This window comes from Oceanobacillus sp. B139/18 (assembly GCF_055524595.1).
Genome location: NZ_JBVFXI010000001.1, coordinates 231,484 through 252,881 on the forward strand (window position 1 = coordinate 231,484; position 21,398 = coordinate 252,881).

Below are 21,398 nucleotides of genomic sequence, written 5' to 3' on the forward strand. Positions count from 1 at the left end.
CCGAATGATAAAACAGCAATCGCTTTAGCTGACGCGTTGTGTCAGATAGGAAAGAAGGATACAGGCACCCGCCTATCGGAAATCGCCGGCTGCTTTTTGAACATGCATTGATAATGTTTTATTTATCTGCTGGATGGGGGTTCCAATCATGAAAAGGCTTCGTAATGTAATGATAATCATGATTATTGCACTCCTTGTATTTATTGTTATATACCAGATGAATTCATCACCTGTAGAGGTTGTAAGAGAAGCAGCGTCCTATCTTGATGAGGATGAAGAAACGATAGAGCCTAAAGGAACAGCAGCAGAGCTTCCTCAGATGAATTTGGAAGGCGATTTATATCAATGGATAGGAAAGACGTCAAATGAACTTACAGAAGAGCTGGGAGAACCGGACAGAATTGATGTTAGTGCATATAATTATGAATGGTATGTATATAATGACTCAGAAAGCCAATATGGTCAGTTTGCTATTTTAGAAGATGAGATTGTATCTGTTTATGCCATTGGGGATAATTTAGAGATATCTCCAATTGACTCTGGAGCGGATTATATCGAAGTGGCAGATACATTTCCTTTTTTAAACGAAGTAACTTATACGGAAGGCGATTCTTCGTTTACTTTCCGGTTAAACACAGAAGACCTTCAGACGAGACCGCTGGTGAAAATAAGTGACTCTACTTTTATTCAATTTTATTTTGATACGTTTACAGAAAAGTTGTCGTCTATGAGGATTTCTACAGGAGATGCGCTTTTATTGCAAAGGCCATATGAAATTGAATATCAGGGAGATCTGCCTGAACAGCCTGAATTTAATGAAGAGGAATGGAGAGAAATTCAGGAAGGGATGGAGCAGCAGGTTTTTGATATTTCTAATATCATGCGTTATAAACATGACTTGCCGCAGTTAGAATGGGATGATCAAGTAAGTCTTGTTGCATATGACCACAGCAAAGATATGTACGAGAATGATTATTTTTCTCATGTTAGTTTAGATGGAGATGGTTTAAGAGAACGTCTGGAGGAAAAGCAGGTTGCCTATGTTGCCGCTGGAGAAAATATCGCAGCGCAATATCCGGACGCTCCTGCGGCAATGGAGGGCTGGTTAAACAGTGAAAGTCACCGGGAAGCATTACTTAGTGATGAATACAGTTTCCTTGGAGTTGGTGTATACCGTTTTTATTATACCCAAAACTTTTTAGGAAAACCTTTTTAACGTACTTATGTTTGTTTAACAGAGAAAGGAGCCGCACACCTGTGGCTTCTTTATTTTTTGTAGAGTAATAAAGTAAGGATAGCCGCTCCAGCGGACATCTCTTTGGCGAGAACACCGGTATTTAAAAAAACAAGCGGTATACCTAGTTTTCTTGTACAGAAAATAATAAGCGATAGCACATTTTCAACCGATTTACATAGGTTATTGTAGGGTTATAAATAACGCTTAGCAGGCTGAGCCTCACAAATAAAGGATTACTTTCAATAGGACTGGTAGTAGAAACGCGATTACTCGTTCCAACAAAACCATGCACAAACTGTAGCTTTCATAACTGTATGCCCCTAAAGTGTAAAAAGGACGGTGAAAAAAATGAGTCAATTACATCCTAGTGTTGCAGCATTTAAAGCCTTTGTGAACCGCCATCCTAAGTTGTTGGAGGAAATCAGAAAAAGCGGCAGGGGGTGGCAGGAGTTTTATGAAAAGTGGGCAATTTTAGATGAAGATGACCCGTTTTGGGATGAATATAAAACGGAAGAAAAAGCGGCAAAAACAGAATCAAAGAGTCAGGGCGAATCAACAAATCAAGAAAGCAAAAAAAGTAAGAAAACGGATCATTCCGATATTATCCGGCAGATTGTAGACTATACGCAAAACTTAGATTCGGAAAAAGTACATGGACAAATCGAACAATTAAGTAAAGCGATTGGTGTTGTTCAGGAAATGATTGGTGATATGAAAAAGCCTTCCGCTAATAAAGCGCCCCGGGCTCCTTTTTCACTAAGAAAAGATTAGAGGGGATAACATGGATAATGACGTCATTGCCTACCTTAGAAAAAATCCGGAACTTGCTGAATTTATCCGATATCATCCTATTTGGTATCGTTATTTGATGCGCGACCCCGGCCGTCTGACAGAGTTGAAAAAAGAAGCAAAAAAATTTTATGGAAAAACATTTCCTCAAAAAGTGAATACCTTCTCGAATCAATTACAAATGGTAAGAATGTTCGCAGAGATGGCTAAATCGATGAAAGATTGAAGTCAGCTCTGTTTTCTTTCGAATAATAAAATGGTATGATAAAAAGGATAACTATTAATTGAGGATGCAGTAAAATGAAAGAACATCTATTTTAATAGGAAATGGCATAAACCTTACTAAGAGATTGTTTCTCTTGTTTACATTTATTCATTTATTCGCGGAGGTGTGGAAATGATTGCTACAATGGAATATGTAGATATATTAGATGAGTCGGAGCATGTCGGAAAAATGATCCTGCAGTCCGATATCATGCAGCAATACCAATCGGCTAAGAAAGTATTGGATGAAGATAAAGAAGCACAGAAACTGATTAGAACATTTGCAGATGTTAAAGAGCACTATGAAGATGTGCAGCGGTTCGGCAGATATCATCCGGACTATTATGATATTATGAAGCAGGTCCGTTCCAAAAAAAGGGATATGGATTTGAACGACAAAGTAGCTGCTTTTAAAATTGCTGAAAGAAATTTGCAAAATTTATTGGATGAAGTCAGCCAGTTCGTGGCAGAGAGTGTCAGTGAGCAAATTAAAGCTCCTAAAGACGGCGCAGCGTTAACAGACAGCGGCTGTGGCTGCGGGAGCGGCGGAGCTTGCGGCTGTGCCTCGTAAAATGAAACTTCCTTCCGCAAGGGGTTTCAGACGGTTATTTGTGATAAGACGTAGAGCAGGGTCCAGAAAGCGGGCTTCCTGCTTTATACATATAGAAATAAAAGGAGGGATGACAGCATGGTAGAAAGGCAAGGAATTGTTGTCTGGTTTCAACATATGAAGAATGTCAGGCAGCTAAAAAAACATGGTCATCTTATTCACGTATCTAAAAAGCATCGCTATGCGGTTATTTACGTTAATCGCGAGGATATTGATGCTATTGAGAAAAAATTTAATCAGTTTGCTTTTGTTTCTAAAGTGGAACGTTCTCAAAAGCCGTTTATTCCGACAAACTATGAAAACGCGAAGCCGGATAAAGCGAAGCAATACGATTATAAAATGGGAATTTAAACAAGACGTCTAAAAAGAAATATATCAAATAAAAAGAAAAAACCTGCAGTCAAAATTACTGCAGGTCCTTTTATTTTTATAAAAAATAAAAGGCTAAAGGGAGAGGAGAAACCGGATGAAGAGCTTATGGGGAAGAATAAGCCTTCTTCCGTTTCAACTAAATCATATTTAGCTGAATCATTATGATAGTATAGACAAAGTAAAAAATAATATACATAACGAATAAAAATAATTTGCTAAAGCGGCGAATCGTGGTAGACTATTGACGAGCTAAAAGAAGCTGAGGTGATTCAGAAGTGCGCGTTATAGCAGGAATACATAAAGGAAGAGTGTTAAAAAATGCAGCTGGTGAGTCTACAAGACCGACTTCTGATAAAGTAAAGGAAGCTGTGTTTCAAGTAATGGGTCCTTACTTTTCAGGAGGACTAACTTTAGATTTATTTGCGGGAAGCGGGTCTCTGGGAATCGAAGCATTAAGCAGAGACATGTCTAAGGTGATTTTCGTAGATAAACATCCCAAGGCAGTTCAAATCATTAAAGAAAATTTGAAATCGCTCCAATTAGAAGCGCAGGCAGAGGTCTATCGAAATGACGCAGAACGTGCTTTAAAAGCCATCGCTAAACGAGAATTACAATTTGATTTAGTGCTTTTAGATCCGCCGTATAAAAGTAAAGATTATATGAAATTACTTGATTATCTGCTCGATAGCAAAATGCTGAATAAGAATGCGATTGTCTATTGTGAGCATGATAAGACAAACATGCTGCCAGATACGTATAAATCCTTGAAAGCAATCAAACAAGCAGATTATGGCGGTTTAGTTCAAGTAACGATTTACCAATCAGATAAAAGAGAGGAAGCATAAATGATGAGGAAATTAGCGATATGCCCCGGGAGTTTCGATCCGGTAACGAATGGCCATCTGGATATTATCAGACGTGGTGCTAAAGTGTTTGAAGAGATAGTAGTTACCGTGTTTAATAATCAATCCAAATCTCCACTCTTTACAGTAGAAGAAAGAATGCAGTTATTAGAAGAATCATTGAAGGACCTGCCAAATGTAAGGGTCGATTCTTCGAGCGGATTACTCATGGATTATGCGGAAGAAGTAGGAGCTACTGCAGTTATTAGAGGATTGCGGGCAGTCAGTGATTTTGAATATGAGATGCAGATTACGTCGATGAACCGGAAGTTAAACGAAGACGTGGAAACCTTATTTATGATGACAAACACAAAATATTCTTTTTTAAGCTCAAGTATGGTAAAGGAAGCGGCTAAATACCAGGGAAATATTTCTGGTCTTGTTCCAGAAGTGGTGGAAACGGCACTGAAGCAGAAATATAATCAATAAAAAAATAATGAACGGATGCGGATTTCATTCGTTACATATTTTCAGAAGAAGAGAGAGTCAGCGGTCAAGCGGCTCTTTCTTCTTCTTTAGGGAGAATTATTTTTTTCTGACTTTATTAATAAGGATGAAAATAGCAGCCCCTAAACTGATGATTGTCAGGCTTGGCCCAATTGCCTGTAATAGATAGTATATTTGTATCCCGATGGGGGTCTCTTGTATTGTGCCGGCAGGAATCTCGTTAGAATGAAAAACAATTCGATCCAGGTATAACGGTTTGTATAATAAAATAGTTAAAATCACAGCAAAAGTTCCGTGTAAAAGCCGGGCGAAGAAATAAGGGTAGAAACGGATATCTGTCTTGGCTAAGATGCTGGCTACCTGTGCTTGGATGGATAATCCATTAAAGCCAAGGATGAAGCTGATCAAAATTGCTTTTTGTAATAAAGAATCCGTGGTGACCTGTGAAATTAAGTTTGATCCGACGGTAATTTCAAATAAACCAGAAATAAACGGAAGTCCCAGCTCTTTTGGCAGATCAAAAACAGGAAAAATCGGTTCAATAAATGCAGATATAAAGGATGTGATGTCCATCAGGAAAAGCAATTTAATAAGAACGGAAAAGAGAATAATAAATCCTCCGACCATCACAAGAGTCTGAATCGAATTTAATACCGCATCCCCTAATATTTCTCCGAAAGGCCGGGGATTTCTTAACCGATTTCGATGCATCTCTTGAAATGCTTTTTTCAGTGAAAAGGGCTGTCTCTTTTGTTTGGTAATCTGCTTTTCCTGCTTTCTGCCATGAAAACGCATAACAACCCCGACAATCGTATTAGCTCCGTAATGACACACAGCCAATAGAAGCCCCAGTTTGATATTATAAAAAAAGCCTGCAGAAATGGCACCGAATATAAAGAGCGGGCTTGAATTATTGGTAAAAGACACTAATCTTTCAGCTTCTATCTGTGTGACTTGCTTTTCTTCACGGAGTCTTGCTGCTATTTTGGCACCGGTAGGATAACCGCTGGCCATTCCCATAATCCAGCCGAAGCTGCCGGCACCGGGGATATTAAAAAGCGGCCGCATGATCGGTTCAAATAAAATGCCTAGAAATTTCACAACGCCAAAAGCTAATAATAATTCAGCGGTTATGAAAAAAGGAAGCAAAGATGGAAATACGACCTCCCACCACATATTTAATCCACGGATGGCTGCTTCTAATGCTTGATCTGGAAAACGTATTAAACTAAAAAACAAAAAAATGGATATGCCGCCATAGCCTAGTGTTTTCAGCTTTTGCTTCAATCTGATGTCCCCCTATTAGTGCGTGTTTAAAAAATGGATGTATTATTTTAATTCGTTTTTTGAACATCCTTTATTCGTTAGAAGAAAGCATCCTCATGCTGTTTTTATCTTCCTGTTATGAAGTCTCATTCTGTACAATTATGGTAGGAAGTAGTAGAATAATGCTAGCTTGTCCGATGTATCGTTTTAATAAAAAAGTTGCTATATATGATATATACGCGAATACCATCTGAAAATATGCCATAGATATATTTTTAGTAAGGGTGTCAGGAAGGGGAATAAGCAGTGTTGCGATTATCAAAACGGAGGATTATAGGATTATTAGCGGTTGTACTGATTGTTTATTTTTTGGGAGTGTATCAATTGCCGTATTATATACAAAAACCAGGCGGAGCCGATGCATTAGATCCCATTGTCGAAGTGGACGACGGCTATCCAAGTGAAGGGGATATGCATTTAGTGACCGTCAGCGGAATGCAGGCAACTCCCATTTTATATGCTGCAGCCTTTGTCCTTCCACATCAGGATATTCTTCCTTTAGATCAGGTTTTCCCGGAAGGAATGTCTCAGGAAGATTATATGGCAGCACAGCTTCAGGTAATGGAAAGCTCTCAGGAAGCTGCAACTGTGGTGGCCTATGAAACAGCAGAAAAAGATATAGATATCCATTTTAATGGCGTCTATGTGGTTGCTGCGGTGGATGGCTTGCCGGCAGATGGTAAATTAGAGAGTGGAGACCGTATCATCGGAATTGATGATGCAGAAGTGCAAGAATCTCAAGATTTAATTGATTATATTGATGGAAAAAAAGCCGGAGATACAGTGACAGTTTTGTTTGAAAGAAATGATGAAGAACACACTGCCGAGATGGAATTAGAACCGTTGGATGACGAAGGAACTCGTGTGGGCGTTGGAATAAATCTTGTAACAGATCGTGAAGTAACTGTAAATCCAGAAGTTCATTTTTCCAGTGGTAATATTGGCGGGCCGAGTGCAGGGCTCATGTTTTCATTGGAAATCTATGATCAGTTAACAGAGGGCGATTTAACCGGCGGCAAGCAAATCGGCGGAACTGGTGAAATTGACTATGAAGGAAATGTCCATCGAATTGGCGGGATAGATAAAAAAGTTGTCGCTTCCGATAGAGAAGACGTTGATATTTTCTTCGCTCCGAATGAAGGCGGCCGCGAAGACTCCAATTACCAAGTGGCAGCAGAAACAGCAGAAAGTATCGGGACAGATATGGAGGTTGTTCCGGTGGATACGTTTGAAGATGCTGTAGAATATTTAGAAAGTGTTAATGAATAAATGAATTAAATAAAAGAGGATTTCCGTATTATAATGAAGACGGAAGTCCTCTTTTTTGTAACGTCAGAAAGAATTGCTTCAACAAAATGAAGTTTCACTTTATAATAATCGGTGATTTAATCTCCTGTAAAAAGAAGTCTCTTTGCTTCTTGCCGGGTAAAATACTGTAATACGCCTTCGCAGCCCGTTCCTCGATTTCCAGGAAGGGGTGTTTGATTTGATTTATTTTTGTAATAAACGGGAGGTCCGCTTTCTTTTTCTGCTGATTAAGATAAGCCTGGCCGGTTTTATTCATGGCCAGTACCCGTATATAACCTGTCTGGGTACCAAGTATATTATCTTCTTTTCTTGTATTGGTTAAAATATGGACAAAAATACGTTGAAGCCTTGTCCATGTATAACGTTTTGTTTTTAAAGCAGTCATCCATCCTTGAAAAGAGGAAGCCTCCATAGCTGTGCGTACAATACGATGCTCCAGCCCCTCAACAATCCCTTCGATCTGCTGCAATTCTGCTAACGTCATTGTTTGTACTCGATATTTCAAAAAAGAGAAATATAACTCCCAATCATGCCAGTACCCTGAGGCATGTTTATAGCTCTGTAAAATATCTGATGTGGTCTCCGGCATAGCTTCAGCAGCTGCTTTGCTGGCAGTCGGGTTATTCAGCACTTCTTTACGGATACTTGTTGCACTTGCTATATTTCCAGTAATAGCAGTGTCGTGATAATTATTTTCGATTCGTTTTATAGTGATTGGTTTTATTGGATAATGGGCGTCTTTAATTGCCCGGACATAGCTTAATCCTAAAATATTATTTGGTCTGGACACATCCAGTATATCAGATATACCAAAAATATGCTGATATGCTTTTGTTGCTGCGTCTGGATAGGCATGTCCCTTATTTAAATATTTTTTAACAAAGGATTCGTATTGATTCTGATGCTCTTTCTGGAGCTGATAAGCATCGGAAAAAGAATCGATTATGCCTGCTTCACTTCCAAAGCATACAGCACTGACGCCGGAATGATAAAGCATATCGATTGCTCCTTTGGCGAAATAATCGCTGTGCTGTACAGCATAGACATACGGCAGCTCAACAACTAAATCAGCGCCACCGAGAATGGCCGCTTTGGCCCGGTTATATTTATCCATAATGGCCGGCTCGCCACGTTGCAAAAAGTTCCCGCTCATAACCGCAACAATACAGTCTGCATCAGTTTTTTCCCTGGCTTGTTTTAAATGATATTGATGTCCGTAATGGAAAGGATTGTATTCAACTATTAAACCGCAAGCTTCCATACACTCACCTCTATTTTTTCAAGTAGCTTTATTTTAACATATTCCGGAATTTGTAGGACGAAAAGAGAAATAGAATGACAAAAAGAAAAACTGCGGTTAGAATAGTTTTAACTGTTGTTTTTTATACACTGTAACAGGGAATACTACGTATGTATGGAAGATTTAGCAATTGGCAAGCCGACAAGGGCTGTCTGAGCTATAGTCGAACTTATACCTGTGGTGTAAAGAAAATATATTGACAAACGAAGCATTTTCTTTTATCATTTATCTTGTTGCCTAGAGGTGATTTTAATGAAATTGACTGTTAATCAGATTAGAAAAGGTTCCGTAAATGAGCCATATTTCTTTGATAGCCAAGCCGATGTGTCAGAACTGGAAACGATGAGTAATGATATACGAAAAATACCTCCAGTACATGTGACCGGACAAGTAACTGTGCATGGTGAAGAATTCTATGTGAATTTTCATGTGACCGGAGAAATGACACTCCCGTGCGCACGTACATTGGTGGATGTTCCTTATCCATTTGAAATAGATGCAAATGAGGTCTTCTCTGCATCTGCTTATTATGGAAGAGAGGAAGAAGAACAAGAAATTCATCCTATTCAGGGAGAAGTTCTTGACTTAACACCATATATCAAGGAAAATATATTATTGGAAATTCCATTCCGCGTTTTTGCTGAAAACGCTGATTCGGATGAAGCAGCTCCTTCCAGCGGGAAGGACTGGGAATTTGTATCTGAGACAAAGGAAGAGAAGCCCATCGATCCAAGATTGAAAAAATTGGAATCTCTCCTTAATAATAACCAGAAAGAAAAATAAGAATCTGATTCAAGTTTTACTTTCATTTTTGAAGGAGGTGTAAGTCATGGCAGTACCTAAAAGAAGAACTTCCAAAAAAGTAAAGAACCAACGTCGTACGCATAAAAAACTACATGTACCTGGTATGGTAGAATGCTCCAACTGTGGCGAATTAACGAAACCTCACCATGTTTGCAAAGCATGTGGAAATTATGATGGAAAAGAAGTTATCAGCAACTAATTTTAATTAACGAAAACAGATCACACTGCGTGGTCTGTTTTTTTCGTTTTCCTCCACGTATATATTTTTTTAAGAGCTTTCTGGATATTTTTAATATAAAACGATTCTAGCATACCTATTTTTTGCATACATTGATAGCAAACCCTAATAGGAGGTATGTTATGAACGATACAAGGCAGGACGCGTGGACAGAAGAAGAGGACAGATTGTTAGCAGATACCGTACTTCAATGTATTCAGGAAGGGAGAACCCAATTAGAAGCTTTTAAGGAAGTTGCTGAAAAGCTATCCAGAACATCTGCAGCATGCGGATTCCGCTGGAATGCGAAAATAAGAAAGCAATGCCAGGACCAGGTGCAGGCTGCAAAGGACAAAAGAAAAGCAGGGTTAAAGCAGCGAATTGCCTATCCGGCTATCGAAACCTCATCGATTCAATCTATTGATGCTGCTATTCAGCTGCTAGAAAAAATGAGGACAGATATTCCACAGCAGGATGATTTTGTGAAGCGGGAAGAAGTAGATAAAATCTTAAAGGAAAACAAAGAGTTAAAAAAGCAGATGGAGAAATATGAAATGGTGTGGGGAAAAATAAATCAACTTATTCATACGGTCTCCAATCCATAAGAACCCCAGATAAAGGGGACGCCTTCATTTAATCTTATATGATGCAAAAAAGCACGAAGCTTATTGCTTCGTGTCTTTTTCTTCAACGCCCTCAGGCAGCCAGAGCAGTGGATTTTCTCCTAAATCGCGTTCCATTTCATAATGTGGTTTGATGAAATCCATCTTTTCCCAAAATCCATGCGAATTAATACGTGGGCTTGTTTTAATAGGAAGGTTAAAGCTTTTTGCAAAATCTACAAGCGCTTTTCCATAGCCTTTTCCTTGATAATCGGGAAGCACTTCTAATTTCCAAAGTGTCAAATAATCCTGAGAAGGCTTAAAGTAAAAATCATACTTCCTGCTCACTTCATAAAGACTCATTCTGGCTACTAAATTATCCCCGATATAAATTCCATAAAAAGGAGATTTACTATTATTCTCGATAATCTTATTCTCTAAATCTTCCATCATGGTCAATTCCTGGTTTCCATATTCACGAAAACGCTTAAATTTTTCTAGTGTTTTAAAATTAATCAGTAAATTTTCTATCTTTATATTTCCCATGTTAACCCCTCCTGAATAATTATCCTGTTATCAAAGATGAATGTAGATTTCCTTCTCTGTCTAAATTATAATACATAGGAGACAAATTTAAAATTATTTCTGTTATATTTATATTAGAAAACTTTTGCATTCATTAAAAGGAAGACTTGAAAGCGGGCTTAGTTTTCTAAAAATCGCTTCTGTTCAGAAGTGCATTTATAGGCGGACAGACGCCGGGGTTATGCAGTGGATGCCGATGCTGGTGCATTATGTCAAAATAAACTTGCATACATCAAAGCGGTCATCTTAACTTGATAGAAATAAATTGTTTAAAAGCAGGGAGGAAAAGGATGAGAGATTATATATATTATACAATAGCTCTTTTTATTGCATTCCCATTCATCATTACTTTTTTAGCATATGGGATAACGAAGCTCCGGAAACAACATACATGGAAAGCCGTACATAATGCTGTCCAGTGGTCAGCGATCTTTTTTATCTTAGGTGTAGGTGTCTTGCTGCAGCTTTTGTTTGATCGAAGCTTTTTTGGCTGGATAATCCTGCTGTTTCTGATAAGTTTGACGGGAATATTGATTCATCAATATCAGAAGCAAAGTGATATAGAGATTTCAAAAGCAATTAAAATTGTTTGGAGAAGTGCATTTTTATTATTCTCTTCTGCTTATCTTGTTTTAAGTCTTGTCTATATTATCAAAGAAGTATTATCTTAAAATGCGGCAGTAAGAATATAGGTAACCAGTAAGGGCGCAGAGCCTGGAAGAAAAGCTGTCTCTACAAGCTTTTTTTGCTTTCCGGAGAATGCTGCGCCAGCCCCGCCAAGATACGGGGAGTGAAAAGCTCTCGTTTGAGATAAAATAAACTTCTTCTGAAAAAAGTTTATTCGTTTCCCCGGAAGCAGATTAGTTTGATTCTTGCTGTTTTTTCTGTACAATACGGAATGTATTCAAATCGATATAAGGGGAAAATGATATGCAGATAAATTCGTTAACTTTGCCTGCTGCCAACAGGTTAGTAGCTGATTATAAAAAAGAAGCAGAAAATATAACACAGTTGTTTGATTACCATCCATATAATGATTTTCATAAACGATTACAAGATGTAGCTGAAAAAGATTTTGACCGGCATGGGCTGACGAATGTATTACATACATTAAACAAAGAATGGGGAGCGCCGGAAGAAACACTTAAACAAATTGAACGTTTAAACGATAAACAGAGCACCGTTGTTATCGGCGGACAGCAAGCGGGCCTTTTGACAGGACCTAGTTATACAATCAATAAAATTATTTCTATTCTTGAACTGGCGAAACAGCAGGAAAAACTATTGGAAGCACCAGTTGTCCCGGTTTTTTGGATTGCTGGTGAAGATCATGATTTTGAGGAAATCAATCATATTTATTGTCCGAAAGACGATGGAGATTTTCATAAGCTAAAGCTGCGGACTAAAAATATAGATGCGGGGAGAAAGGCTGTTTCGGAATTAGAAATGGATAAGAAAGAACTCTCCAAATGGGTGGAAGCTGTATTTGAAGCTTTGCCTGAGACAGCACATACAAGAGACATCTACACAGTGATTCAGGAAATACAACAAAAAGCTTCTAATTACATTGATTTTTTTGCTCGTCTTATTTTTGCACTATTTCCAAATCAAGGGATTGTATTAGTGGATTCTGGCAACGCAGCATTTCGTAAACTGGAATCAGAGTGTTTTGTGGAATTAATTCAGAATCAATCTCAAATCAGCGGTTCCGTAGTCAAGACGCTGAAAACGTTAGAAAAGCATCAATATCCGCTTGCTATTGAAGCAGATACATCAGATGGGAATATATTTTACCATGATGATATACAAGGAAGAATTTTGTTAAACGTAGACGAGAGTGGAAACTGGGTCGGTAAGCAGCAGGAGATTTCCTTCAATGTGGAGGAGCTCAAGGGTATTGCCAGAAATACACCGTGGAAACTAAGCAATAACGTGGTAACAAGACCAATTATGCAAGAGTATATGTTTCCTACGCTGGCTTTTATAGCCGGTCCTGGGGAGATAGCTTATTGGGCTGGATTAAAGGCGGGTTTTCATGTAATGAACCTGCAAATGCCACCAGTTGTGCCAAGGCTTTCCCTGACTTTTTTAGACGCAGCTACGAAAAAATTAGTCACAAAATATCAGCTGACGGTGAAAGATGTTATCTTAAATGGCGTTCAAGCAACGGTGAAAGATTACATGGAGAGAAATGGTCAGCGGGAAATTGATCAAATAACAGAAGACGTGGCGGAGAAAATTAAAGAAGCGCACCAGCCAATCCGGGAGATGGCTTCTGAAATGGGTGACGATATTCAGGCGCTGAGCAAAAAGAATTTAGCTTACTTATTAGAGGATATTCAATTTATGAACAAGCGGTTCCATAAGGAATTTGAAAAGAAGCATGCTAAAGTTTTATGTGAATTTAATCAGCTGGAGCAAGTGCTTCATCCGCATGGAGGCTTGCAGGAGCGCGTTTGGAATCCGTTATTCTTATGGAACCATTATGGTACAGAATTTATTTCACAGCTGACTGCCTTTTCATTTGATATGGAACAAGGGCATTGGGTGGTTGAATAAAATCCCCCACAACTCTCCACCACAACTATATAGTTGGAAGAAAAACTGTCTATCTATTGATACGGCAGTTTTTTTTCATGTCTTAAAAAGAGATATAAAACACAATGGAAAAGAGAAATAAAATATTTTTGAAGAAATAGTGGAGCATAGTGGGGGGATGTGGTATTATGAATTTACGAAAGTAGGGGGCGTCTATATGTTCATGGGAGAATTCCTGCATAGCATTGATACAAAAGGACGAATCATTGTCCCTTCCAAGTTCAGAGAAGAATTAGGGACAAGTTTTGTATTAACGCGTGGACTCGATAAATGTTTATTCGCATACCCTAAGCAAGAATGGGAAATTTTAGAAGGAAAGTTAAAGCAACTCCCACTGACTAAAAAGGATGCCCGGGCTTTTACACGTTTCTTTTTCTCTGGTGCTGTGGAATGCGAAGTGGATAAACAGGGAAGAATAAATATTCCTGCGAATCTTCGGACCTACGCTAATTTGGAGAAGGATTGCAATGTGATTGGTGTTTCCAATCGTGTGGAGCTTTGGGCGAGCGATCATTGGAATACGTATGTGGAAGAATCTGAAGAATCGTTTGCCGAGATTGCTGAGAACCTAATGGATTTTGATATTTAATTAGAACACGCATTATAAGGATAAAAAAGTTGGTGGCTAAAATGTTTGAGCATTACAGTGTTTTAAAAGAAGAAACAATAAAAGGATTAAAAATAAAGCCGGATGGTACTTATGTAGACTGTACGGTTGGAGGCGGCGGTCATTCCTTAGAAATTGCCTCAAGATTGAATGAAAACGGCAGGCTTTTTGCTTTTGATCAAGATATTCAGGCATTAGAAGCTGCCCGGGAACGCTTACGTATACATCAAGAAAAAATTACATTTATACACTCTAATTTTCAAGGGCTGGAAAAAAGTCTGTCAGAGCTCGGGGTGGTACAAGCTGATGGAATTCTTTTTGATTTAGGGGTTTCTTCCCCGCAATTAGATCAGGCAGACAGAGGTTTCAGCTATCATCAGGATGCAAAATTAGATATGCGTATGAACCAATCTCAGGTTCTCACTGCATATCAAGTGGTAAATGAATGGACCTATGAACAATTGGTATCTATCTTTTTTCGATACGGTGAGGAGAAATTTTCCAAAGGGATTGCCCGTAAAATTGAAAAAGCAAGAGAGGAAAAACCGATTGAAACGACCGGAGAGCTGGTAGATATTATTAAAGACGCGATACCTGCACCCGCCAGAAGAAAAGGCGGTCATCCGGCAAAACGTATTTTCCAGGCGATAAGAATCGCTGTAAATGATGAGCTGGAAGTGTTTAACCAGGCACTTCATCAGGCTGCGGAATTGACAGGTGTAAATGGAAGAATTGCAGTCATCACATTCCATTCATTAGAGGATCGTCTTTGTAAGCAGGCTTTTAAAACATGGAGTACAGATAAACCTGTACCCAGGAACCTTCCTATTGTCCCGGAAACACACCAGGCTCCATTTAAATTAATAACCAGAAAACCAATAATAGCTCATACGGATGAGCTGGATGAAAATAGACGATCGCGTTCGGCCAAGCTGCGGATTGTCGAAAAAATAAATGAATGGAATAATGATTTCCGTTATGAAGAAGGGTGGAAAAAGTAATGAGTGAAAATCAGGCTAGAAAGTGGCAAGTAAATCCCCAATATAATCCCCAAGAAGAAACGAAAACGATAGTCAAAAAGGTAAAGAAAACACCTTGGATCAGTAAAGGCGAAAAAGTGATTTATTCGGTTACCAGTGCTGCGATTTTAGTATTTGGAATCGGAATGGTCTCCTACGCTTCTGGGACAGATAGCTTAAATCGGGAAGTACAGCAATTAGAAAACTCCATAAATCAGCAAAAAATCGTAAATGAAAACTTAAATTTTGAGAGAGAGGAACTGTCGCGTCCAGAGAGAATCACAGAGATTGCAGAGAAAAACGGTTTAAAAATCCAAAATTCGGAAGTGAAACAAGCAGAAACAGTTAACAACTAGCAAGGGGTTTCTTGAACATGAAAAAAAATAAGACGGCAAATGTCATGGCTAGCATTTATATGCTAGTTTTCGTTGCTTTATTCCTTGTGCTTGCAGGCAGGTTTATGTATATACAGGCAACGGGTGAAGTTAGCGGCGTTGCATTGGATGAATGGGCAGAAAACCAGCGGACAACCTCCTATAAGATGAATGCAGAGCGTGGGCAAATCATGGATAAGAATGGCATGGTATTAGCTTATGACCGTCCGGCGTATCGGATGTACGCCATCTTAGATGAAGGATACTCAGAAAATTCACCGGAAGCCCTGCACGTTTCAGACACGGAGGAAACAGCGGAAGAATTGGCATCTATTTTAGATGAGGATGAAAGTGAAATAAAAGGGATACTGGATGAAGCGGTAGAGGCGGAGAGATTTCAGGTTGAATTTGGTCAGCTGGGACGTCAGCTGTCTCAACAAGAAAAAGAAGCCATTGAAGAAGCAGAAATTCCAGGTATCTACTTTGACGAAGAGCCGATGCGGTATTATCCAAATGGTATGTTTGCTTCACATATTATTGGTTTTGCCCGCGAAGTGGAAGAAGAAACCGAGGATGGCATTGAACACAGCATCACCGGTGTAACTGGAATGGAAAATGTCATGAATGAGGTCCTTGGAGGAAAGGATGGATTTATTTCCTATCAGCGTGACCGTTTTAACAGCAAACTATTGGATCCTGATGAAATTATTCAAGAGCCGGAGGATGGGGATCAGGTTTATTTAACCATTGATCAAAAAATCCAAACCTTGCTGGAGGATTTAATGACACAGGTAGATGAACAATATAATCCTGTGAAAATGAATGCAATTATTATGGATCCAAAAACGGGTGAGATTATGGCGATGAGTACACGGCCAAGTTTTAATCCAAATAGCCCTGAAAATGTAGAGAACTGGTATAATGATCCGATTTCTTCTCCATTTGAGCCGGGATCAACATTTAAAATATTTACTTGGGCAGCAGCGATTGAAGAAGGTGTCTATAATGGAGAAGATACATTTGAATCGGGAACGTATCAGCCCAATGAAAGAATTGAGGAAATCAGAGATCATAATCAAGGAGAAGGATGGGGGACGATTTCCTACGATGAAGGCTTTATGCGTTCTTCCAACGTAGCAGCTTCTAAATTGCTTTGGGAAGATATTGGCGCAGATGAATTCTATGAATATATCCAGGCGTTCGGTTTTGAAGAAACTACCGGAATTGACCTTCCTGATGAATCTGTCGGCCGGATACAATATAATTGGCCATCAGAGAAGTTAAGAACGGCTTTTGGTCAAGGGACAACTGTTACCCCGATACAGCAGATGAGAGCTGCTTCAGCCATCGCAAATGACGGACAAATGGTAAAGCCGTATGTAGTGGATAAAATTGTTGATTCTACGACAAACAATGTACTGGAAGAAACCGAAGCAGAATACACCGGTCAGCCAATTTCACCGGAAACTGCGGAAGAAATGAAAGAATTGCTTGCTTCTGTAGTGAATGATGAGGATGGAACCGGCGCCCCATATAAATTAGATGATTATGTGGTTGGAGGCAAAACTGGAACCGCACAAATGCCGGACCCTGAAGGCGGCGGCTATTTAACTGGAAAAGAAAATCATGTGTTTTCCTTTTTAGGGATGGCTCCAATGGATGATCCTCAGTTAATGGTTTATGTATCTATTCAGCAGCCGGAATTGGAGGATACAGAATCAGGTTCCGCCCCGCTTGCGTTTATCTTTAATAATGTAGTTGAAAATAGTCTTCATTATTTAGATGTAGAGCCCGAAGAAGATGAATCTAACAAGATTCAAGAGGTGGAATTCCCTGAAGTAGCAGAGCAATCTGCAGAAAGTGTTCAGTCTGAATTAGAGGAACAAGGAGTCCAGCCAATTCTGATTGGCGAGGGAGAAACCATTGTTGCCAGTAATGTGGAAGCAGGAGAGAGAATACTGCCAAATGAAAAAGTTCTGTTGCTTACAGATGAACCAACAATGCCTGATATAACAGGATGGTCGTTAAGAGAAGTGATGAGCTTTGCTGATCTGCTGAATCTGCAGACAGAAAGATTCGGTAATGGTTATGTCACTTCACAGGGTATCGAAGTTGGAAAACCGATTCAGGAAGGTGATTATTTAGGTTTTGAATTAGAAGTTCCTTCCGGAGAATCATCTGATGAAAATGATGATGATAATGCAGGTGAAGAGGAAACAGAAGAAGGAAATAACAACGACGAAGCAGGGAACGAAGAAACTGAAGAGGAATAGAGAGAAGGCTTGCTGAAAAAAGGATTACTTTTTCAGCAAGCCTTTTTTTACGACAGTCATACTATAAGCCTAAGTTTAGGAGAATCTGTTCTCAATAGAAATACATGAGGGACAAGTAGAAAAGATAGCTTGTTCTATTCCATTTTTTACATTCATATAGTGGATACAAAGCAGGTTGAAAGGAGTTCTTTCATGAAACGCGCATCCACCATTATCATAAAAAAACGAATGATTACTGTTTTTTTATTTGCGATTTTAATTTTTCTGGTTATTATTGCAAGATTAGCCTATGTTCAACTGGTATTAAGTGATGATTTATCTGACAGTGCCAATGATTTATGGACAAGAGATATCACTTTTGCTGCAGAAAGAGGGTATATCCTTGATTCGGAGGGAGAAATCCTTGCAGAGAATGTAACTGCTCCTACGGTATTACTGATGCCGCGGCAAATTAAAGAACCAGAAAATACAGCGAAGCTTCTGGGGGAGGTCCTTGACGTGCCAGAGGACAGAATGCTGGAATTAGTTACACAGAATTCATCCAGTGTGATGGTGCGCCCTGAAGGTATTAAAATAAATAATGAGCAGGAACAGGCGATTCGAGAACTGGATTTGGATGGTGTTTATTTAGCGAAGGATTCCAAGCGTCACTATCCAAATAACAGTGCTTTATCACATGTGCTCGGATTTACAGGGATTGATAATCAGGGGTTAATGGGACTTGAATTGTACTATGATGATAAATTAAAAGGAGAAAATGGGAGGCTGTCATTTTATTCCGATGCCAAAGGTGGAAGATTAGAGCAGCTGGCAGACGAATATACATCTCCAAAAGATGGTTTGAATTTAAAAACAACGATTAATAACAAAGTAACCACCATTATGGAAAGAGAGTTAGACCAGATTGTAGCGGAATATAATCCGGATGGGGCGATGGCCATTGCAGTTGACCCTAAAACAGGCGGTGTGCTGGGGATGTCCAGCCGTCCCAATTTTGATCCGGAAAATTATCAGGACGTGGATGCATCTATATTTGGCAGGAATTTGCCTATTTGGAGCACCTATGAGCCAGGGTCAACCTTTAAAATCATTACGTTAGCTGCTGCTTTAGAAGAGGGAGTCGTTGATTTAGAAAAAGATCGTTTTTACGATGATGGCGATATTAAAGTCGGCGGAGCAACGATTCATTGCTGGAAACGCGGTGGGCATGGAGATCAGTCGTATCTTGAGGTTGTTCAGAATTCCTGTAACCCGGGATTTGTTAATTTAGGACAAATGCTTGGTACGGAAAAGCTTTTTTCTTATATTGATGCTTTTGGTTTTGGGAGGAAGACAGGGATTGATTTGCAGGGAGAAGGAAACGGAATCCTATTTAAACCAGAAAATGTCGGTCCTGTGGAGCTGGCAACCACATCCTTTGGACAGGGTGTTTCGGTAACGCCGATTCAGCAGGTGATGGCTGTTGCAGCAACGGTAAACGGCGGTTATTTATACGAACCGATGATTGCGAAAGAATGGGTGGACCCTGTGACCGGAGAAGCGGTTGAAACCTATGAGCCGCAGTTAAAGGAACAGGTTATCTCCCAGGAGACCTCCGAAACGATTCGGGAAACCTTAGAGACAGTAGTTGCTCAGGGAACAGGAAGACCTGCTTATGTCGATGGATATCGTGTCGGCGGGAAAACGGGGACCGCTCAAAAGGTAGGACCGAACGGCGGATATTTAGAAAATAACTATATTGTATCCTTTATTGGCTTTGCACCGGCGGACGATCCGGAAATTGTTGTTTATCTTGCTGTCGATAATCCAAAGGATACGATTCAATTCGGCGGTGTTGTTGCTGCGCCAGTTGTCGGAACGATTATTGGTGACAGCCTGCGGGCGATGAATGTAGAACCGCGGACAGATGGATTAGAAAAAGAATATGCCTGGCCGGACCAGCCTAAAATTGAAGTACCGGATTTTATAGGTGAAAGTACAGATAAACTGGCGGAATATCCGTTAGATCTTTCCATTGAAGTAAACGGTGAAGGGGATGAAATCATTGATCAATCCCCAAGTGCGGGAACAATGCTGGAATCTGGAAGTACGATTCGATTAATATTAGGTCATAAAAATAATCGTTAAATCGTTAAAAATTTGCTATAATAGATTCTGTTGTAAGAGGATGTTTAACAAGTCCAGCAAAAATGTGAACAGAACATTCATGACAACCCTCTTAAACGATAGTTTTTTCGAGAATACATTAAAAGGAAAAGAACAGAAATAGGGTGTAAAAAATGAGACTAAAAGAATTATTGGATGGAATCGAATTCTATCAAACATCAGAATCTATTAAAGATATAAATATTGTCAATGTAGAAATGGACTCCAGAAAAGTAGAGCCGGGGAGCTTATTTGTCTGTATTGAAGGCTATACTGTGGACGGTCATAATTTTCTGCAGCAAGCGATAGACAAAGGTGCTGCGGCTGCAGTTATTTCCAGGGACGTAAACGTCAGCGGTGATATTCCACTTATCCGGGTCAGAGACACGGGACGTGCCTTGGCGATGCTGTCAGCCGCATACTATGATTATCCAACAACGAAATTTCCGCTGATTGGGGTTACCGGCACAAATGGTAAAACAACCACGACCTATTTATTAGATACTATTTTTGAAAAACAGGGTAAGAAATCGGGTGTCATTGGCAGCATCCAAGTGAAAATTGGCGATGAAACATTTCCAGTAAATAATACGACACCTGATGCATTAGAGTTAAATCGCATCTTTCATCAAATGCAAAAAAAAGAAACAGACCAGGTTATTATGGAGGTTTCTTCGCATGCTTTAGACATGGGAAGAGTTTTTGGCTGTGATTATGACATTGGTATTTTTACAAATCTGTCGCAGGATCATCTCGATTATCATAAAGATATGGATGATTATTTGCGGGCGAAGAGTCTTCTCTTTGCCGGTTTAGGGAATGACTATCATCAAGGGAAGAAAAAATATGCAATTATCAACGAGGATGATGCTTCAAGCGACTTATTAAAACGAAGTACAGCGCAGCAGGTATTAACTTACAGCTGCAAGCAGGATGCGGATATAATGGCAAAAAATATTATGCTTTCTCCTGCCGGTGTGGCATTTAACCTTGTGACTCCAATAGGCACAGTCCATATTAAAACTGGTTTAATCGGCATGTTCAATGTGTATAATATGCTTGCGGCGAGCGGCGCTGCTATCGCATCGAAGGTGGATTTAGATGTGATTAAAGAAGCCCTGGAGAATACAAAAGGGGTAGATGGCCGGTTTGAACCAATTAATGAAGGTCAGGATTTTTCTGTCATTGTTGATTTTGCGCATACACCGGATTCATTAGAAAATGTGCTTCAAACGAGCAAGGAATTTGCAGAGCGTAAAGTGTATGTAGTTGTGGGCTGCGGTGGGGACCGCGACCGTACTAAACGGCCGTTAATGGCGGATGTTGCTGTTAAGTATGCAGACCATGCGCTGTTCACATCCGATAATCCGCGTACAGAAGACCCGGTGCAAATCCTTGATGATATGACAAGTCATTTAACGGAAGAGGAAGCAACCTTTGAAGTAATTGTGGACCGGACAGAAGCCATTAAGCATGCGGTGAAGCTTGCTCAAAAGGATGATATTATTTTGATTGCGGGCAAGGGACATGAAACCTATCAAATCATCGGCAAGAAAAAATTTGATTTCGACGATCGTCAAATTGCCCGGGAAGCAATTAAAGAGAAAGGGGAGTAAAAG

The 21,398-nt window shown here is 39.6% G+C and carries 22 protein-coding genes; 19 read left to right on the plus strand and 3 right to left on the minus strand.

Annotated features, from left to right (window positions below; all coding sequences use genetic code 11):
* The first annotated feature begins 148 nt into the window (after window positions 1–148).
* The 7 genes from ACZSMY_RS01080 to coaD all read left to right on the plus strand — a co-directional run bounded on the left by ACZSMY_RS01080 (window position 149) and on the right by coaD (window position 4,603).
* Window positions 149–1,216 (plus strand): CAP domain-containing protein, encoded by a 1,068-nt coding sequence (locus tag ACZSMY_RS01080; protein ID WP_289584873.1) that lies wholly within the window; start codon window positions 149–151, stop codon window positions 1,214–1,216.
* Window positions 1,217–1,585: 369 nt separating this feature from the next.
* Complete coding sequence (gene ylbD / locus ACZSMY_RS01085) at window positions 1,586–2,008, plus strand: YlbD family protein (protein WP_193063300.1); 423 nt, start codon at window positions 1,586–1,588, stop codon at window positions 2,006–2,008.
* 10 nt (window positions 2,009–2,018) lie between these two features.
* Window positions 2,019–2,252 carry a YlbE-like family protein gene (locus tag ACZSMY_RS01090; RefSeq protein ID WP_193063302.1) on the plus strand — a complete coding sequence of 78 codons (234 nt, stop codon included), beginning with the start codon at window positions 2,019–2,021 and terminating at the stop codon, window positions 2,250–2,252.
* 171 nt (window positions 2,253–2,423) lie between these two features.
* A complete protein-coding gene (locus ACZSMY_RS01095) occupies window positions 2,424–2,861 on the plus strand; it encodes a YlbF/YmcA family competence regulator (RefSeq protein ID WP_193063304.1) in 438 nt (145 codons plus the stop codon).
* A gap of 117 nt (window positions 2,862–2,978) precedes the next feature.
* Window positions 2,979–3,251 carry a YlbG family protein gene (locus ACZSMY_RS01100; RefSeq protein WP_042535218.1) on the plus strand — a complete coding sequence of 91 codons (273 nt, stop codon included), beginning with the start codon at window positions 2,979–2,981 and terminating at the stop codon, window positions 3,249–3,251.
* Window positions 3,252–3,547: 296 nt separating this feature from the next.
* On the plus strand, window positions 3,548–4,117 hold the full coding sequence (gene rsmD, locus ACZSMY_RS01105) for a 16S rRNA (guanine(966)-N(2))-methyltransferase RsmD (protein ID WP_465147409.1): 570 nt from the start codon (window positions 3,548–3,550) through the stop codon (window positions 4,115–4,117).
* A 3-nt stretch (window positions 4,118–4,120) separates the two neighbouring features.
* Window positions 4,121–4,603 (plus strand): pantetheine-phosphate adenylyltransferase, encoded by a 483-nt coding sequence (coaD, locus tag ACZSMY_RS01110; RefSeq protein ID WP_042536352.1) that lies wholly within the window; start codon window positions 4,121–4,123, stop codon window positions 4,601–4,603.
* A gap of 96 nt (window positions 4,604–4,699) precedes the next feature.
* Here the strand turns inward: coaD and ylbJ are convergent, their stop codons facing one another.
* Window positions 4,700–5,908: a sporulation integral membrane protein YlbJ gene (gene ylbJ / locus ACZSMY_RS01115; protein WP_193063306.1), complete on the minus strand. Its 1,209-nt coding sequence runs from the start codon at window positions 5,906–5,908 to the stop codon at window positions 4,700–4,702.
* Between the two features lie 288 nt (window positions 5,909–6,196).
* Between ylbJ and ACZSMY_RS01120 the strand changes: the two genes are divergently transcribed.
* Window positions 6,197–7,216 (plus strand): SepM family pheromone-processing serine protease, encoded by a 1,020-nt coding sequence (locus ACZSMY_RS01120; RefSeq protein ID WP_193063362.1) that lies wholly within the window; start codon window positions 6,197–6,199, stop codon window positions 7,214–7,216.
* Window positions 7,217–7,310: 94 nt separating this feature from the next.
* On the opposite strand, the gene ACZSMY_RS01125 is transcribed toward ACZSMY_RS01120, so the two are convergent.
* A complete protein-coding gene (locus ACZSMY_RS01125; RefSeq protein WP_256704865.1) occupies window positions 7,311–8,516 on the minus strand; it encodes a nucleotidyltransferase in 1,206 nt (401 codons plus the stop codon).
* Window positions 8,517–8,807: 291 nt separating this feature from the next.
* Here ACZSMY_RS01125 and ACZSMY_RS01130 point away from each other — a divergent pair, with 291 nt between their 5' ends.
* From ACZSMY_RS01130 to ACZSMY_RS01140, 3 genes are all read left to right on the plus strand, one after another.
* Window positions 8,808–9,338 carry a YceD family protein gene (locus tag ACZSMY_RS01130; protein WP_042535211.1) on the plus strand — a complete coding sequence of 177 codons (531 nt, stop codon included), beginning with the start codon at window positions 8,808–8,810 and terminating at the stop codon, window positions 9,336–9,338.
* Between the two features lie 46 nt (window positions 9,339–9,384).
* On the plus strand, window positions 9,385–9,558 hold the full coding sequence (gene rpmF / locus ACZSMY_RS01135) for a 50S ribosomal protein L32 (protein ID WP_042535209.1): 174 nt from the start codon (window positions 9,385–9,387) through the stop codon (window positions 9,556–9,558).
* A gap of 161 nt (window positions 9,559–9,719) precedes the next feature.
* A complete protein-coding gene (locus ACZSMY_RS01140) occupies window positions 9,720–10,181 on the plus strand; it encodes an RsfA family transcriptional regulator (RefSeq protein ID WP_042535207.1) in 462 nt (153 codons plus the stop codon).
* A 60-nt stretch (window positions 10,182–10,241) separates the two neighbouring features.
* On the opposite strand, the gene ACZSMY_RS01145 is transcribed toward ACZSMY_RS01140, so the two are convergent.
* A complete protein-coding gene (locus ACZSMY_RS01145; protein ID WP_042535205.1) occupies window positions 10,242–10,724 on the minus strand; it encodes an N-acetyltransferase in 483 nt (160 codons plus the stop codon).
* 329 nt (window positions 10,725–11,053) lie between these two features.
* Here ACZSMY_RS01145 and ACZSMY_RS01150 point away from each other — a divergent pair, with 329 nt between their 5' ends.
* The 8 genes from ACZSMY_RS01150 (at window position 11,054) to ACZSMY_RS01185 (ending at window position 21,395) form a co-directional block, all read left to right on the plus strand.
* Window positions 11,054–11,434 carry a DUF3397 domain-containing protein gene (locus ACZSMY_RS01150; RefSeq protein WP_193063310.1) on the plus strand — a complete coding sequence of 127 codons (381 nt, stop codon included), beginning with the start codon at window positions 11,054–11,056 and terminating at the stop codon, window positions 11,432–11,434.
* Window positions 11,435–11,693: 259 nt separating this feature from the next.
* Window positions 11,694–13,322 (plus strand): bacillithiol biosynthesis cysteine-adding enzyme BshC, encoded by a 1,629-nt coding sequence (gene bshC / locus ACZSMY_RS01155; RefSeq protein WP_465147410.1) that lies wholly within the window; start codon window positions 11,694–11,696, stop codon window positions 13,320–13,322.
* 196 nt (window positions 13,323–13,518) lie between these two features.
* Entirely contained in the window at window positions 13,519–13,950 is a 432-nt protein-coding gene (gene mraZ, locus ACZSMY_RS01160; protein WP_042535199.1) for a division/cell wall cluster transcriptional repressor MraZ, read from the plus strand.
* 41 nt (window positions 13,951–13,991) lie between these two features.
* Window positions 13,992–14,969, plus strand: coding sequence for a 16S rRNA (cytosine(1402)-N(4))-methyltransferase RsmH (rsmH, locus tag ACZSMY_RS01165; protein ID WP_289584942.1), 978 nt, complete (start codon window positions 13,992–13,994; stop codon window positions 14,967–14,969).
* On the plus strand, window positions 14,969–15,343 hold the full coding sequence (ftsL, locus tag ACZSMY_RS01170) for a cell division protein FtsL (RefSeq protein WP_042535197.1): 375 nt from the start codon (window positions 14,969–14,971) through the stop codon (window positions 15,341–15,343). Before rsmH ends, ftsL begins: the two co-directional genes overlap by 1 nt.
* Window positions 15,344–15,360: 17 nt before the next feature.
* Entirely contained in the window at window positions 15,361–17,634 is a 2,274-nt protein-coding gene (locus tag ACZSMY_RS01175) for a penicillin-binding protein (RefSeq protein WP_042535195.1), read from the plus strand.
* A gap of 192 nt (window positions 17,635–17,826) precedes the next feature.
* Complete coding sequence (locus ACZSMY_RS01180) at window positions 17,827–19,761, plus strand: stage V sporulation protein D (RefSeq protein ID WP_042535193.1); 1,935 nt, start codon at window positions 17,827–17,829, stop codon at window positions 19,759–19,761.
* A 152-nt stretch (window positions 19,762–19,913) separates the two neighbouring features.
* Window positions 19,914–21,395 (plus strand): UDP-N-acetylmuramoyl-L-alanyl-D-glutamate--2,6-diaminopimelate ligase, encoded by a 1,482-nt coding sequence (locus ACZSMY_RS01185; protein ID WP_193063314.1) that lies wholly within the window; start codon window positions 19,914–19,916, stop codon window positions 21,393–21,395.
* The last annotated feature ends 3 nt before the right edge of the window (window positions 21,396–21,398 follow it).